Below are 14083 nucleotides of genomic sequence, written 5' to 3' on the forward strand. Positions count from 1 at the left end.
CAACTCCGACGTCGTGCCGCGGCACCCGTTGCACGGATGTGATACTCACCACTGGTTAGGATCAGCATCGACCCCGCTATGAACGGCGGGTCAAGGACCCGACTATGGGAGGCTCCAAAGTGGACAACGACGTGCTCCGTCAGGCACCGCTGTTCAGCGCGCTCGACGACGAGGCGGCCACCGCACTGCAGGCTTCGCTGGCCGAGACCCGGATGCGGCGTGGCGAGGTGCTCTTCCACGAGGGAGACTCCGGCGACAAGCTGTATGTGGTCCTCGAGGGCAAGGTGAAGCTCGGCCGGTCCTCCAGCGACGGCCGGGAGAACCTGCTCGCCATCATGGGGCCGGGTCAGATGTTCGGCGAGCTCTCGCTCTTCGACCCCGGCCCGCGCTCGGCGACCGTCACCGCGGTCACCGACGTGTCCTTCGCGTCGCTGTCGCACGAGGACCTGCTGCGTTGGCTGGAGGGCCGCCCGAAGGTGGCGCTGACCCTGCTCGGCCAGTTGGCCTCCCGCCTGCGCAAGTCCAACGACGTGGTCGCCGACCTGGTCTTCTCCGACGTGCCCGGCCGGGTCGCCAAGGCCCTGCTGGACCTGGCCGACCGGTTCGGTCGCACCGCCGACGACGGCGTGCACGTGCATCACGACCTCACCCAGGAGGAGCTGGCTCAGCTGGTCGGCGCCTCCCGGGAGACGGTGAACAAGGCTCTCGCCGACTTCGCGTCCCGCGGCTGGCTGCGCCTGGAGCCCCGCTCCGTGGTCATCATGGACATCGAGAGGCTCTCCCGCCGCGCCCGCTGACTCCTCAGCGCCCGGCGCGCAGATAGGCGAGCTGGGCACGGACGGAGAGTTCGGCGGCGCCCCACAGCACCGGGTCCACGTCGACGTAGACGTGCTCGACGACCTGGCGCGGTGACGCGTCCAGGCCGAGCACGAGCAACGCCTCCTCGACCTGGGCCAGCCGTTCGGCCCGGTGCTGACGGTAGTAGTCGAGAGCGGCCAGCGCGTCCGGGATCACCGGTCCGTGACCCGGCCACACCCAGGTCACCTCGCCCGCCTCACAGAGCGCGTGCAACCGGTCGAGGGAGGCCAGATAGGCGCCGAGCTCCCCGTCCGGGTGCGCGACCACGGTGGTCCCGCGACCCAGCACCGTGTCACCGGTGAGCACGGCCCGCTCGGCCGGGACCAGGAACGAGAGCGAGTCGGCGGTGTGGCCGGGGGTGGCCACCACGTGCACCTCGAGCCCGCCCGCGGTGACCACGTCGCCCTCGCCCAGCCCCTCGCTCCCCAGCCGGTACGCCGGGTCCAGCGCACGCACCCCACAGCCGGCGGCGGCGGCGAACTCCCCGGCAGCCTCGGAGTGATCGGCATGGTGGTGGGTGAGCAGCACCGAGGCGATCAGCCCGGGGGCGTCCGGGTCGGTGCCGACCAGGCGAGCCGCAGTGGCCGTGATCGCCTCCAGGTGACCGGGATCCGAGGGACCGGGGTCGATGACCAGGCAGGAGTCGGCGCCGGGCTCGTGCAGAACCCAGGTGTTGGTGCCGTCCAGGGTCATGTAGTTGGCGTTCGGGGCGAGCACGCAGACGCCACGATCCCCGAAGCTGCCGCCCGCCCAGGGCTGGTCGCTCACGCGTCCGCCTCCTGACCGGCGTCCGCTGCGGCCCCGTCCAGCTCCTGCCCGACCCGGAGCCCGATGTCCACGAATCGCTGCGGGATCACCAGCCGCCGGGAGGCGGCGTCCACCACCGGCTCCACCATGTCGCTGGGCCAGCTGCGGGCCAGTTCGATGGCTTCGGTGGCGGTGCTGGCGTCGTACAGCTGGCAGCAGGTCGCATACGTGGGCGGCAGCATCATCATCTGGCCGGTGTCGACGTAGCGGATCGCGTCCCGGATGGGCAGCCAGGCCACCAGGTCGGACTCTCCGGAGACATCGCGGGTGCGTTGTCCCTCGGGCAGCGAGGCGACGAAGAACCAGGTCCGGTACCGCTTCGGCTCGAAGACCGGGGTGAGCCACCCGCCGAGCAGCTCCAGCAGGTCGCTGCGGAGCACCAGGCCGCGGCGCTCCAGGAACTCCGACATGGACAGCTGCCGCGCCTCCAGCGCCTCACGGTCGGCCTCCCAGTCCGCGCCGGTGGTGTCGGCGACCACCGAGTCCGGTGTGCCGGCCAGCAGCACCCCGGACTCCTCGAACGTCTCCCGCACCGCCGCACAGACGAGCGCGGTGGCCTCGTCCGGGGAGCAGCCCATCGCCTCGGCCCACTGCTCGGGGCTCGGCCCGGCCCACAGGTCGCCCCTCAGGTGGGCGTCGTCGGGGTCCACGCCGCCGCCGGGGAAGACGCACATCCCGGCCGCGAACTCCATCCCGACGTGCCGCCGCAGGAAGTAGGCCCGCACCCCGCCGGGCGACCCGTCCGAGCCGCGCATCAGCACCACCGTCGCCGCATCGCGTGGGGGGGATGGTTCGGCGCCTCCGTCCTGGTACTTCAGGGACGCCTCGACCAGCGAGTCGGGCAGGGTGCGGGTGGGGTCCATCAGACCTCGACGACCATCTCGACCTCGACCGGCGCATCCAACGGCAACACCGACACGCCCACCGCGGATCGCGCGTGGCGGCCGGCTTCCCCGAACACCTCGCCCAGCAGTTCCGAGACGCCGTTGGCGACCTTCGGCTGGCCGGTGAACTCCGGCGCCGAGGCGACGAAGACGACCACCTTGACGATCCGCTTCACCTCGGCCAGGTCGCCGATCACCGACTTCACCGCGGCGAGTGCGTTGAGGGCGCACTGGCGGGCGCAGTCGACGGCCTCGGCCTCGGTCAGCTGGCCACCGACCTTGCCGGTGGCCAGCAGGGTCCCGTCGCGCATCGGCAACTGTCCGGAGGTGTAGACGTAGGACCCGGTGCGCACGGCCGGCAGGTAGGCGGCCACCGGGGCAGCCACCTCCGGCACGTCCAGGCCCATCCCGGCCAGCCGGTCCTCAGGGTGCGCCATCAGGTGATCGGTCGCTTGAAGTAGCCGACGAGGTTCTCCGGGTTCATCCCCGGGGCGATCTGCACCAACTCCCATCCCTCGGAGCCGAAGTTGTCCAGGATCTGCTTCGCTGCGTGCGTGAGGATCGGCGCAGTCAGGTACTCCCACTTGGTCATGAGGGCACCTTACTCACCCCCTGGCAGCCGCCATGTCGGCACAATGGCCTGCATGACCCGGCGCACCTTCACCCTCACCGATCCGGCGTACGTCGAGTTCTGGCGGGAGCGCCGGCACTGCACGGTGACGACCCAACGCCCTGACGGCAGCCTGCACGTCACTCCGATGGGGGTGGTCCTGGAGCCGGAGGCGAACGCGGCCTGGGCGCTGACCTCACGGAACTCGGTCAAGGCACGCAACATCCGCGCCGTGCAGCCTGCCTGGGTGGCCGTCGGTCAGGTCGAGGGCCGCTGGTGGGCCTCGCTGGAGGGCACCGCCGAGATCGTCGAGGACCCCGACCAGGTGGCCGCCGCCTGCGCCCGGTACGCCGAGCGGTACCGCACCCCGCGCCCCAACCCGGATCGGGTGGCGGTGCGGATCTCGGTGACCCGGACGCTGGGCAACCTGCCATGAGCACGATCCTGCTCACCGGCTTCGAGCCCTTCGGCGGCCGGACCCGCAACCTCAGTGCCGAGGCGGTCGGCCTGCTGGGCGACACGTGGTCGGACCCGGCGATCCGGCTGGTCACCGCGGTGCTGCCGGTGGAGTTCGCCGGCTCGGTGGCTGCGCTGGCCGAGTTGGTCGGCGAGCATCGGCCGGACGCGGTGATCGCGGTCGGCGAGGGGTGGGGCAGGACGGCGATCACCCCGGAGACGCGGGCGGTCAACCTCGACGACGCCCGGATCCCCGACAACGCCGGCGAGCAGCCCCGGCAGCGTCCGATCGACCCGGCCGGAGCGCCGCTGCGCAGGACCCGCCTGGACGTGGACCTGATCGTCGCGGCCTGTGTCGCCGACGGACTCCCGGCCGAGCCGTCCCACGATGCCGGACGCTTCGTCTGCAACCACCTCTTCCACGCGCTGCTGGGCCTCACCGACGGCCCGGCCGGCTTCGTGCACGTCCCGGCCCCCGAACTCGACGGGGAGGAACCGACGGTGCCGGTGACCGATCTTGCCCGCGCTCTGGGCCACGCGGTCCGGGTCACGGCGCTAGGCTGCCGACCGTGACCGAAGCAGCCTCCTCCGACTGGCCGGACGTCCAGGTGCACGTCGTCACCGGCAAGGGCGGGACCGGCAAGTCCACCGTCGCGGCCGCGCTCGCGCTGGCACTCGCCTCGACCGGGAAGAACGTGCTGCTCTGCGAGGTGGAAGGGCGTCAGGGCATCGCCCGGATGTTCGACGTGGAGCCGCTGCCGTATGCGGAGATCCGGATCGCCCAGGGGCTGCCCGGACCTGACGGGCATGCCGGCGTGGTGCACGCACTGCACATCGACCCCGAGTCGGCGCTGCTGGAGTATCTGGCGATGTACTACAAGCTCGGCCGAGCCGGCCGGGCCCTGGACCGGTTCGGGGTGATCGACTTCGCCACCACCATCGCCCCCGGCGTACGCGACGTGCTGCTGACCGGGAAGGTGTACGAGGCCGCCCAACGCAACAGCCGGAACAAGGGCGCCATCCGGTACGACGCGGTGGTGCTCGATGCCCCGCCCACCGGCCGGATCACCCAGTTCCTGAACGTCAACTCCGAGTTGGCCGGGCTGGCCAAGGTGGGGCCGATCAAGAGCCAGTCGGACACGGTGATGACCCTGTTCCGGTCGGAGCGGACCAAGGTGCACCTGGTGACGGTGCTGGAGGAGATGCCCGTCCAGGAGACCGCCGACGGCATCGACGACCTGCGCGCCAACGATCTGCCGGTGGGCGGTGTCGTGGTCAACCTGGTCCGGCCCCAGGACCTGTCGGCCGAGACGCTGGCGGCGGCCCGCGCCGGCGAACTCGACCGGACCGGCATCGAGGAGGACCTGCGCAAGGCCGGCCTGGAGGTGGACGACGCCCTGCTGGACGGGCTGCTCACCGAGGCACACGACCATGCGGTACGACGCGGCCTGGAGGACAGCCAACGGCAACTCGTGGCGCAACTGGGGGTGCCCACCTACGAGCTGCCGAGGATCGCCGGCGGGGTCGAGTTGGGCGACCTCTACGAGTTGGCCGCACAGTTGCGACGACAGGGGATGGCATGACGCGCCGACACACCCGGGTGGGCCCGTTGGCCGCCACCGACGCCCGCGCCCCCCGCCTGGACGTCGACGCGCTCATCGACGACTCCGCCGTGGGCATCATCGTCTGCTGCGGCTCCGGGGGGGTCGGCAAGACCACCACGTCGGCCGCGGTGGCGCTGCGGGCCGCCGAGCGCGGCCGCCGCGTGGTGGTGGTGACCATCGACCCGGCCCGGCGGCTCGCGCAGGCGATGGGGATCGAGCGGCTCGACAACACTCCGCGCCCGGTGACCGGGCTCGACCTGAGCCGCGGGGGCGGCCTGGACGCCATGATGCTCGACATGAAGAGCACCTTCGATGAGGTGGTGATCAGCCAGACCACCCCGGAGAAGGCCGCCCAGATCCTGGAGAACCCGTTCTACGTGGCGCTGTCCACGTCGTTCGCGGGCACCCAGGAGTACATGGCGATGGAGAAGCTCGGCCAGATCCACCGGGCGGCCCGCAAAGACGGCAGCTACGACCTGATCGTGGTCGACACGCCACCGTCGCGGTCGGCGCTGGACTTCCTGGACGCCCCCGAACGGCTCAGTTCGTTCCTCGACGGCCGGTTCATCCGGCTGCTGCTCACTCCGGCCAAGGGCCCGGCGCGGCTGATGAGCGCGGGCCTCGGGTTGATCACCAACGCCCTCACCAAGATCGTCGGCGCCCAGGTGCTGCGCGACATGCAGACCTTCGTGGCCGCGTTCGACACCCTCTTCGGCGGGTTCCGGCAGCGGGCCCAGCAGACCTACCGGCTGCTGCAGGCCGACGGGACGGCCTTCCTGGTGGTGGCGGCCCCGGAGCCCGATGCGTTGCGGGAGGCGGCGTACTTCACCGAACGCCTGGAGGCCGACCGGATGCCGTTGGCCGGGCTGGTGGTGAACCGGGCCAGCCAGCAGCCCGAGTCGACGATGTCGGCCGAGGAGGCGATGGCCGCTGCCGCCCGCCTGAACGGGGAGGCCTCGGTGACGGCGGCGTTGCTGCGCCTGCACAGCGACCGGGCCCGGATGGTCGCCTCCGAAGCGCGGTTGATCAGCCGCTTCGCGACCGGGCACCCGGACGTGCCGATGACGGTCGTCCCGGCCCTGCCCAGCGACGTACACGACCTGGACGGCCTGCGTCAGGTCGGGGCGCTGCTGGCCAGCGGCTGAGCGTCAGACAGCCTCGGAGAGTGGCGCCAGCGGCTGCTCGCCCCGGGCGGCCTCAAGCATCACCCGCCACGAGGTGTTGGGGTGGCGGCGCAGCAGGGCGCGGCGTTCCCGCTCGGTCATGCCGCCCCAGACGCCCCACTCGATCCGGTTCTCCAGCGCCTCGGCCAGGCATTCGGTGCGGACCGGACAGGCGCCACACATCTTCTTGGCCTGGTTCTGTTCGGCGCCCCGTACGAACAGTTGGTCCGGCTCCGCCTGTCGGCAGGCAGCGGACGGCGCCCAGTCATCGACCCACATGATTGTCCCCATTTCCTCCGTGGGGGACGAGGAACCATTCAGGAGGCCCGTCGTCCCGGTTCAACCCCAGGTAAAGAACGTAAAGAATCCAGCCCCGCATACACAGACACGGAGTGCCCAAATGTGTATGGCCCGAAATGACTAGGCCGTTCCACCCATCGGCTGGCGGAGGGGGGTGCGCGGCCAACTGTTCCGCCGGTTCCGCGGAATCGGAGTCCCACCGGCCCCTCACGTACGCTGGGAGCCATGGCACGCCCTGCTTCGGAACGTCTGACAGCTCCTCGGGTCCTCTCCCACCTTGCGGTGATGGGCCTGGTCTCCGTCGTGCTGGGCGTGATCGTCGCCGGACTCGCCATCCCCTTCGCCGGGGTCGCCAGCCTGGGCGCCAAGACTGTCGCCCAGAGCATCGACGAGCTTCCTGAGGAACTGGAGGCACGCCCGCTGGCGCAGCGCTCGACGCTGCTGGACGCCGACGGCAACGTGCTGGCCACCCTGTACGACGAGAACCGCGTCACCGTTGCCCTGGACCAGATCTCGCCGCGGATGATCGAGGCGATCGTCGCCATCGAGGACTACCGGTTCTTCCAGCACGGCGCGCTGGACCTCAAGGGCACCGTCCGTGCGCTGGTCACCAACCAAGCCAGCAACAGTGTCGTCCAGGGCGGCTCGACGCTGACCCAGCAGATGGTGAAGCTGACCCTGATCACCCAGGCGGAGACCGACGAGGAGCGCAAGGCCGCCACCGACGAGACGTATGCGCGGAAGCTGCGTGAGCTCCGGTACGCCATCGCGATCGAGGAGAAGTACTCCAAGGAGTGGATCCTGGAGCGCTACCTCAACATCGCCTACTTCGGCGACGGCGCCTACGGCGTGCAGGCAGCGGCCCGCCACTTCTTCAACAAGAACGCGAAGCAGCTGAACCTGCGCGAGGCCGCGATGCTGGCCGGACTGGTGCAGAGCCCGTCCGCCTACGACCCGACCCGGAACCCCGAGCGCGCCCGGGAGCGCCGCAACGTGGTGCTGGACCGGATGGCCCAGCTGAACGTGATCGAGCGCGAGCAGGCCGATAAGGCCAAGTCCCGGCGGCTCGGACTGGACGTGCAGCAGACCCGCAACGGCTGCGTGAACTCCCGGGCGCCGTTCTTCTGCGACTACGTGGTCCGCTACCTGATGGAGGACCCGGCGCTGGGTGAGACCCGCGCGGAGCGCAAGGAACTGCTCTACACCGGCGGGCTGACCGTCCGGACCACCCTGGACGTGAACTTCCAGGACGCGGCCGACGAGGCGGTCAGCCGGCATGTCTACCCGACCGACCAGGCGATCGGCGCGCTGGCGATGGTCGAGCCCGGCAGCGGGCATGTGAAGGCGGTCGCCCAGTCACGGCCGATGGGCACCGACCGGGCCGCGGGGCAGACGTTCCTGAACTACGTCGTGGACAAGAAGTACGGCGACGCGAACGGCTTCCAGGCCGGCTCCACGTTCAAGGCGTTCGTGCTGGCAGCCGCGATCAACCAGGGCATCCCGCTCAACACGAAGATCAACTCACCGCAGTCCATCTCGATCCGGGAGCGGGAGTTCACGGTCTGTGACGACCAGCCCTACGCCAGCAGCCAGGTGTGGTCGCCGAAGAACTCGACGGGTTCGGGCACCTTCGACCTCTACCGGGGCACCACCCAGTCGGTGAACACCTTCTTCGCCCAGTTGACCCAGCGCACCGGCATCTGTGAGCCGTTCGAACTGGCCCAGGCGATGGGGATCACCCTCGACAACCCGGCCTCACAGATGGTCCCCTCGTTCGCGCTGGGCGTCACGGACGTGAGCCCGCTGCAGATGGCCGCCGCCTATGCGACCTTCGCGGCCCGCGGCAAACACTGCGAGACCCGTCCGGTGACCGCGATCGAGGACCTGTCCGGCAACACCCTGAAGACCTACGCCGACCAGTGCCGCCAGGTGCTGCCGAGCGCGGTCGCGGACGCGGTCAACGACGTGTTGAAGGGTGTCACCGCCCCGGGCGGCTTCGCCGGTCGGATCGCTCCGTCGGTCCCCTCCGCCGGCAAGACCGGCACCACGAACAGCGGCATGGCGGTCTGGTTCGTCGGCTACACGCCGCAGATCGCGGCCGCGTCGATGATCGCCGGGGCCAACGAGCAGGGGCACTGGCTGACCCTGGTCCGACAGACGGTCGGTGGCATCTATCGGGCCAGTGCCAGCGGCTCCGGCTTCGCCGGCCCGATCTGGGGCGACGCGATGCGAGCGATCACCCCGTACCTGGACCCGGTGCCCTTCGAGACTCCGGCCCGTGGCGAGATCGCCGGGTTCCTGACCCCGGTGCCCAGCACGCACGGGATGAGCATCGAGCGGGCCCAGCAGGTGCTGGAGGACGCCGGCTTCACCACCAGTGTCGGCAACGCCGTGCACTCCCCGGCCCCGAAGGACACGGTGGCCCGCACCAACCCCACCGGCGGCACCATGTTCGGCGCCGGCGACCTGATCGTGATCCACCCCTCGCTGGGTCCCGAGCCGAAGAAGAAGAAAAAGAAGAAGCAGCAGGACGACGACGACGACGATGATGACGATGACGGCCGCTCCCCGGGGCGTGGCCGGGATCGCTGAGTCTGCTCAGCCCAGTTGACGGCGCACTTCGGCGGCCACCACGCCGCCGTCCGCGCGTCCCTTCACCTGGGGCTGGACGAGGCCCATCACCTTGCCCATCGCCTTCATCCCCTCGCCGGCGGCGCCGGCCTGCTCGACGGCAGCGGTGACCAGGGCAGCGATCTCGGCCTCGGTCAACTGGACGGGCAGGTAGTCGGCGATGACGGCGGCCTCGGCCTGCTCCTTCTCGGCCAGTTCGCTGCGACCGGCGTCGGTGTAGGCGGTGGCCGCCTCGCGACGCTTCTTCCCCTCCGAGGAGAGCACCCCGATGACATCGTCGTCGCTGAGTTCGCGCGCGGCCTTGCCGGCCACCTCGGCGTTGGTGATCGCGGTGAGGACCATCCGCAGCGTGGACGACCGGAGCTCGTCGCGGGCCTTGATGGCGGTGGTGAGATCGGCGCGGAGACGGTCCTTGAGAGCACTCATGCGGACCATTGTGGCAGCCTTGCGGGGTGAGCTTCATCCGGATTGCCGGCCGCGCCGCTGCCTACGGCACCGTCCTCGGCGCTGCCTGCACGGCGTACGCCGCCTGGGAGGCGCGGGCGTACACGCTGCGCACCCTCGACCTCGCGGTGCTGCCCCCGGGCCAGCGCCCGCTGCGGGTGCTGCACCTGTCCGACATCCACATGACCCCGGGGCAGCAGCGCAAGCAGGAGTGGCTGCGTGAACTGGCCGCGCTGAAGCCGGATCTGGTGGTGAACACCGGCGACAACCTGGCGCATCCGGACGCCGTGCCGGTGGTGGTCGACACGCTGGGGCCGCTGTTGGACGTGCCCGGGGTCTTCGTGTTCGGCTCCAACGACTACTACACGCCGGTGCTGCGCAACCCGCTGCGCTACCTGATGACCGATGACGGCCGGCGCAGCACCGATGTGCCGCAGTTGCCGTGGCCGGACCTGCAGAAGGCCTTCGACGGCGCCGGCTGGGTGGACCTCACCAACCTGCGACGGACGGTGACGGTCGGCGACACCTCGCTGGCGTTCGCCGGGGTGGACGACCCGCATCTGCGCTACGACGACCTGGCCGCGGTGCGCGGGCCGGCCGACCCCGCGGCCGACCTCAGGCTGGCGGTCACTCACGCGCCGTACCTGCGGGTGTTGGACCAGTTCGCCGCGGACGGGTACGACGCGATCCTGGCGGGCCACACCCATGGCGGTCAGGTGTGTGTCCCCTTCGTCGGGGCGCTGACCACCAACTGCGACCTGGAGCCGGCCCGGGCCAAGGGCCTGCACCGCCACCCGGCCGCCTCCGCCCCGGGCGACCCCGGCTCATCCTGGCTGCACGTGTCGGCCGGTGTCGGCACCAGCCCGTTCACCCGTGTCCGCGTTGCCTGTCGTCCGGAGGCCACCCTGCTCACCCTCCTCCCCCACCCCTAACCCCCCCCCGCCGAAGTGGGGTTTGTGGCCCGCCGAGGTGGGGTTCGTGGCCCGCCGAGGTGGGGTTCGTGGCCCGCCGAGGTGGGGTTTGTGGCCGGCGCCACGGCCCGAATCCGAGAGACTCCCCCCGGATTCGGCCGCCCGTCAGGCCTCCGGTATGCTCGCTCTGCTTGTGAGGAGCGTCAGCGACTTGCAATCGGGGTGTGGCGCAGCTTGGTAGCGCGCTTCGTTCGGGACGAAGAGGCCGCAGGTTCAAATCCTGTCACCCCGACCATGTGATGTCTCGCGACACCGTTGGCTGGTGTCGCGGGACATCGTTGCATTTCAAGGCCTTCTCAGCCCGACAACCGGCCCGCGATCTCCTCTGTACGACGGTCCCGTTGCGCGCCCCAGTCGTCGAGGAGCTGGCCCAGCGTGTCTCGATTGAACTCGAACCATGCCTGCGTCTCCATCATCCGACGAGCTCCCGGCGTACCCACCCCGAGGAGCCGCACCGCGCCGTCGACGGTGTCGATCAACTGATCGAGCATCTGGAACCGACTGCGCAGGATCGTCCCCCACAGGTCGTCGTCGTTGACTCTGAACTGATCAGCACGGGTGCCGGGCACACTCTCCCTGAAGATCAGCCGACCCTCGACGAGTTGACGCACCGCCCCGGAGATGGAGGCGGCACTGACCCCGAGACCTTCAGCGAGGTCCTTCGCCGAGTAGGTCTCAGCGTCATCGATGAGGATGAAGGCGAACACCCGAGCCGGCATCCGTTGCAGGCCAACGGTCTCCAACGCGGCGGCGAACCGCTCGACCGCCTGCCGGACCGCATCAGGATTCGCCATGGCGGAAGGGTAACGTTAATTAGATTCAGAATCTACTGAAAGTCGTGTACCTTCATGGCCATGACGAACACAGCCATCGAACTGGTCGACGTGGTGAAGACCTTCGGGCCGGTGCGCGCCCTGGACCGATTCAACCTGCATGTGGAGACCGGCGAGGTGCACGGCTTCCTCGGCCCCAACGGGGCCGGCAAGTCCACCGCCATCCGAGTTCTCCTGGGGCTGCTCCGCCACGACAGCGGCACCGCCCGGCTGCTCGGCGGTGACCCCTGGGCGCACGCCGCGGAGCTGCACCGCCGGATCGCCTACGTGCCCGGCGACGTGATGCTGTGGCCGGGTCTGACCGGCGGCGAGATCATCGACCTGCTCGGACGGATGCGTGGCGGTCTCAACGAGACCAGGCGGGCCGAGCTCATCGAGCGCTTCGAGCTCGACCCTCGCAAGAAGGCGCGCACCTACTCCAAGGGCAACCGGCAGAAGGTCGCCCTGGTCGCCGCGCTCTCCTCGGACGCCGAGCTGTTCCTGCTCGATGAGCCGACCTCCGGGCTGGACCCGCTGATGGAGGCCACCTTCCAGGAGTGCGTCCACGAGATGACCTCTCGCGGCGCGACCGTGCTGCTGTCCAGTCACATCCTGGCCGAGGTCGAGGCGCTGTGCGATCGGGTGAGCATCATCCGCGAGGGCCACAATGTGCAGACCGGCAGCCTGACCGAGATGCGCGAACTCTCCCGAACCACGGTGACCGCCAAGACGTCGGGGCCGATCCCCGACCTGTCGCAGATCCCCGGCGTACACGCCCCCGAGGTGCACGACCACCGGGTCACCTTCGACGTCGACGCCGAGCACCTGCACGCGGCCATTGCGGCCCTGTCCGCGGCCGGCCTGACGTCGCTCAGCGCACACCCGCCCACCTTGGAAGAACTCTTCATGCGCCAGTACGGCGAGATCCCCGGCCAGGAGTCGGCGTGAAGCACTACACAGGCACCGGACACCTGGTCCGGCTGATCCTGCGACGCGACAGGCTCATTCTGCCCGCCTGGATCCTGGGCAACGCAACGATGGCACTGTTCAGCGCAAACGCAGTGATCGACTTCTACAGCGACGACCGGCAGATTGCTCTCTACTCGCGGATGATGGGCGACAACATCACCAACCTGATCATGGCTGGCCGCGAGGCCGGGCTTGACACCATCGGGGGCATCGCGGTCAACGAGGTCAGTTTCATGGCCGGCATCCTGATCAGCCTGATGGTGCTGTTCACCGTCGTCCGGCACACCCGCTCTGACGAGGAGGCGGGGCGCACCGAACTGGTCCGCTCCACAGTGGTCGGAAGGCACGCACCGGTGCTGGCCGCGCTCACGGTGGCGATCCTCGCCTCGGTCATGACCGGGGCGCTGATCGCGGGGGCCTTCATCGTCGCCGGAGTGGAGGCGGGCGGCTCGCTCGCCTTCGGGGCGAGCTTGGCTGGGCTCGGCGTGGTCTTCGCCTCCAGCGCTGCCGTTGCCGCGCAGGTCTCGGTGACCGGCAGAGGGGCCCTCGGCATCGGCGGCGCGGTCATCGCGATCACCTTCGCGATCCGAGGTATAGCCGCGATCCGAGACAGCCCTGCCGTCTGGCTCTCCCCCTTCGGCTGGGCGCAGGCGGTCGAGTCCTTCGGTGAGCGTCGCTGGTGGGTTCTCCTGGTGCTGGTCACCGGCGCTGCGCTGGGCTTCCTGCTGACCGCGGCACTCGGCTCACGTCGCGACGTCGGCGGGGGTCTGCTGGAGCCCAAACTCGGCCGGCCACGCGCTTCCGGCCTGCTGTCCACGGACACCGGCTTCGTCTGGCGCACCCAGCGCGGACTCATCTTCGGGTGGGGTGCCTTGTTGTTGCTTCTGGCCGCCCTCTACGGCTCGATCGTCACCCAGGTGCCCGAGATGCTGGAGCAGAACCCCGAGGCGGCGGCCATGTTCGGGGACGGCGCGGCCGGGGAGGCGCTGATCGACTTCTTCGTGGCCTACATCAGTCGCTTCCAGGCCAGTCTCTTGGCTGCTTTCACGGTGATGTCGGTGTTGCGCCTGCGGACCGAGGAACAATCCGGTCGGGCCGAGGCCCATTTGGCCACCGCAGTCCCCCGCTGGCGGTGGGCAAGTGCCAACCTGCTGGTCAGCGGCCTGGCCACGGTTGTCCTGCTGACCCTGGTCGCACTCACGTTCGGCGGTGTCTACGCACTGATGGACGGCAACTCGAACCACCTGTGGCTGGGACTGTCCGGCGCCTTGGTCCAACTGCCCGCCATCGCCGTAGTGGCGTCGGGTGCCTTCGCTATTTGGGGCTGGACCAGCACCGCCTGGGGATGGCTGGTGTTCGCCTGTGCGCTGGTCCAGACGATGCTCAGCGACCTACTCCGGTTCCCGGACTGGCTGTCCGCGCTGTCGCCGTTCTGGCACACCCCGGCCGTGCCTGCGGAGAGCGCCGAGGCCTGGCCCCTGGTGATTCTGTCCCTGGTCGCCGCGGCGCTGCTCGCACTGGGCTTCCTGGGGCTGAGGCGCCGAGACATCGTCACCACGTGATCCCCGGCGCGG

16 protein-coding genes and 1 tRNA gene are annotated in these 14083 nt (G+C 70.0%); 10 read left to right on the forward strand and 7 right to left on the reverse strand.

Annotation, left to right across the window (positions count from 1 at the left end):
* Positions 1 to 119: 119 nt before the first annotated feature.
* Entirely contained in the window at positions 120 to 797 is a 678-nt protein-coding gene (locus tag JKG67_RS07055; protein ID WP_443678533.1) for a Crp/Fnr family transcriptional regulator, read from the forward strand.
* Between the two features lie 4 nt (positions 798 to 801).
* On the opposite strand, the gene JKG67_RS07060 is transcribed toward JKG67_RS07055, so the two are convergent.
* Genes JKG67_RS07060 through sp36 form a run of 4 tightly spaced genes read right to left on the reverse strand, consistent with a single transcriptional unit; the run spans position 802 to position 3141 of the window.
* On the reverse strand, positions 802 to 1626 hold the full coding sequence (locus tag JKG67_RS07060) for an MBL fold metallo-hydrolase (RefSeq protein WP_307816465.1): 825 nt from the start codon (positions 1624 to 1626) through the stop codon (positions 802 to 804).
* A complete protein-coding gene (locus JKG67_RS07065) occupies positions 1623 to 2528 on the reverse strand; it encodes an NUDIX hydrolase (RefSeq protein ID WP_203336544.1) in 906 nt (301 codons plus the stop codon). Before JKG67_RS07065 ends, JKG67_RS07060 begins: the two co-directional genes overlap by 4 nt.
* Positions 2528 to 2986: a RidA family protein gene (locus JKG67_RS07070; protein WP_203336545.1), complete on the reverse strand. Its 459-nt coding sequence runs from the start codon at positions 2984 to 2986 to the stop codon at positions 2528 to 2530. Before JKG67_RS07070 ends, JKG67_RS07065 begins: the two co-directional genes overlap by 1 nt.
* Entirely contained in the window at positions 2986 to 3141 is a 156-nt protein-coding gene (sp36, locus tag JKG67_RS07075; protein WP_203336546.1) for a Sp36 family protein, read from the reverse strand. Before sp36 ends, JKG67_RS07070 begins: the two co-directional genes overlap by 1 nt.
* Positions 3142 to 3193: 52 nt before the next feature.
* Between sp36 and JKG67_RS07080 the strand changes: the two genes are divergently transcribed.
* The 4 genes from JKG67_RS07080 to bagB are packed head-to-tail and all read left to right on the forward strand — an operon-like array spanning position 3194 to position 6364.
* A complete protein-coding gene (locus tag JKG67_RS07080) occupies positions 3194 to 3595 on the forward strand; it encodes a pyridoxamine 5'-phosphate oxidase family protein (RefSeq protein WP_203336547.1) in 402 nt (133 codons plus the stop codon).
* Entirely contained in the window at positions 3592 to 4188 is a 597-nt protein-coding gene (locus JKG67_RS07085) for a pyroglutamyl-peptidase I (RefSeq protein WP_203336548.1), read from the forward strand. Before JKG67_RS07080 ends, JKG67_RS07085 begins: the two co-directional genes overlap by 4 nt.
* A complete protein-coding gene (gene bagA / locus JKG67_RS07090; protein WP_203336549.1) occupies positions 4185 to 5198 on the forward strand; it encodes an ATPase BagA in 1014 nt (337 codons plus the stop codon). Before JKG67_RS07085 ends, bagA begins: the two co-directional genes overlap by 4 nt.
* A complete protein-coding gene (gene bagB / locus JKG67_RS07095) occupies positions 5195 to 6364 on the forward strand; it encodes an ArsA family ATPase (RefSeq protein ID WP_203336550.1) in 1170 nt (389 codons plus the stop codon). The genes bagA and bagB overlap by 4 nt, the downstream gene beginning before the upstream one ends.
* Positions 6365 to 6367: 3 nt before the next feature.
* Here bagB and JKG67_RS07100 read toward each other — a convergent pair whose 3' ends face one another.
* Positions 6368 to 6661, reverse strand: coding sequence for a WhiB family transcriptional regulator (locus JKG67_RS07100; RefSeq protein ID WP_203336551.1), 294 nt, complete (start codon positions 6659 to 6661; stop codon positions 6368 to 6370).
* 246 nt (positions 6662 to 6907) lie between these two features.
* Here JKG67_RS07100 and JKG67_RS07105 point away from each other — a divergent pair, with 246 nt between their 5' ends.
* On the forward strand, positions 6908 to 9274 hold the full coding sequence (locus JKG67_RS07105) for a transglycosylase domain-containing protein (protein ID WP_203336552.1): 2367 nt from the start codon (positions 6908 to 6910) through the stop codon (positions 9272 to 9274).
* Between the two features lie 6 nt (positions 9275 to 9280).
* On the opposite strand, the gene JKG67_RS07110 is transcribed toward JKG67_RS07105, so the two are convergent.
* Positions 9281 to 9739 carry a GatB/YqeY domain-containing protein gene (locus tag JKG67_RS07110; RefSeq protein ID WP_203336553.1) on the reverse strand — a complete coding sequence of 153 codons (459 nt, stop codon included), beginning with the start codon at positions 9737 to 9739 and terminating at the stop codon, positions 9281 to 9283.
* 26 nt (positions 9740 to 9765) lie between these two features.
* Here JKG67_RS07110 and JKG67_RS07115 point away from each other — a divergent pair, with 26 nt between their 5' ends.
* Entirely contained in the window at positions 9766 to 10689 is a 924-nt protein-coding gene (locus tag JKG67_RS07115) for a metallophosphoesterase (protein WP_203336554.1), read from the forward strand.
* Positions 10690 to 10886: 197 nt separating this feature from the next.
* Positions 10887 to 10963, forward strand: a tRNA-Pro gene (locus tag JKG67_RS07120).
* A gap of 61 nt (positions 10964 to 11024) precedes the next feature.
* On the opposite strand, the gene JKG67_RS07125 is transcribed toward JKG67_RS07120, so the two are convergent.
* Positions 11025 to 11522, reverse strand: a complete 498-nt coding sequence (locus JKG67_RS07125; protein ID WP_203336555.1) for a GbsR/MarR family transcriptional regulator — start codon at positions 11520 to 11522, stop codon at positions 11025 to 11027.
* 60 nt (positions 11523 to 11582) lie between these two features.
* On the opposite strand from JKG67_RS07125, the gene JKG67_RS07130 reads away from it, so the two are divergent.
* Positions 11583 to 12488, forward strand: coding sequence for an ABC transporter ATP-binding protein (locus tag JKG67_RS07130; protein WP_203336556.1), 906 nt, complete (start codon positions 11583 to 11585; stop codon positions 12486 to 12488).
* Positions 12485 to 14071 (forward strand): ABC transporter permease, encoded by a 1587-nt coding sequence (locus tag JKG67_RS07135; protein ID WP_203336557.1) that lies wholly within the window; start codon positions 12485 to 12487, stop codon positions 14069 to 14071. The genes JKG67_RS07130 and JKG67_RS07135 overlap by 4 nt, the downstream gene beginning before the upstream one ends.
* Positions 14072 to 14083 lie beyond the last annotated feature (12 nt).

The sequence above is a fragment of the Nocardioides limicola genome, assembly GCF_016827675.1.
Lineage (GTDB): Bacteria > Actinomycetota > Actinomycetes > Propionibacteriales > Nocardioidaceae > Nocardioides > Nocardioides limicola.

Excerpts from the sequence above, each read along its gene's own strand:
- JKG67_RS07085 (WP_203336548.1), top strand. The coding sequence starts at position 3,592 with ATGAGCACGATCCTGCTCACCGGCTTCGAGCCCTTCGGCGGCCGGACC.
- JKG67_RS07130 (WP_203336556.1), top strand. The coding sequence starts at position 11,583 with ATGACGAACACAGCCATCGAACTGGTCGACGTGGTGAAGACCTTCGGG.
- JKG67_RS07125 (WP_203336555.1), bottom strand. The coding sequence starts at position 11,522 with ATGGCGAATCCTGATGCGGTCCGGCAGGCGGTCGAGCGGTTCGCCGCC.
- JKG67_RS07105 (WP_203336552.1), top strand. The coding sequence starts at position 6,908 with ATGGCACGCCCTGCTTCGGAACGTCTGACAGCTCCTCGGGTCCTCTCC.
- JKG67_RS07080 (WP_203336547.1), top strand. The coding sequence starts at position 3,194 with ATGACCCGGCGCACCTTCACCCTCACCGATCCGGCGTACGTCGAGTTC.
- bagB (WP_203336550.1), top strand. The coding sequence starts at position 5,195 with ATGACGCGCCGACACACCCGGGTGGGCCCGTTGGCCGCCACCGACGCC.
- JKG67_RS07100 (WP_203336551.1), bottom strand. The coding sequence starts at position 6,661 with ATGTGGGTCGATGACTGGGCGCCGTCCGCTGCCTGCCGACAGGCGGAG.
- JKG67_RS07070 (WP_203336545.1), bottom strand. The coding sequence starts at position 2,986 with ATGGCGCACCCTGAGGACCGGCTGGCCGGGATGGGCCTGGACGTGCCG.
- JKG67_RS07110 (WP_203336553.1), bottom strand. The coding sequence starts at position 9,739 with ATGAGTGCTCTCAAGGACCGTCTCCGCGCCGATCTCACCACCGCCATC.
- JKG67_RS07065 (WP_203336544.1), bottom strand. The coding sequence starts at position 2,528 with ATGGACCCCACCCGCACCCTGCCCGACTCGCTGGTCGAGGCGTCCCTG.
- sp36 (WP_203336546.1), bottom strand. The coding sequence starts at position 3,141 with ATGACCAAGTGGGAGTACCTGACTGCGCCGATCCTCACGCACGCAGCG.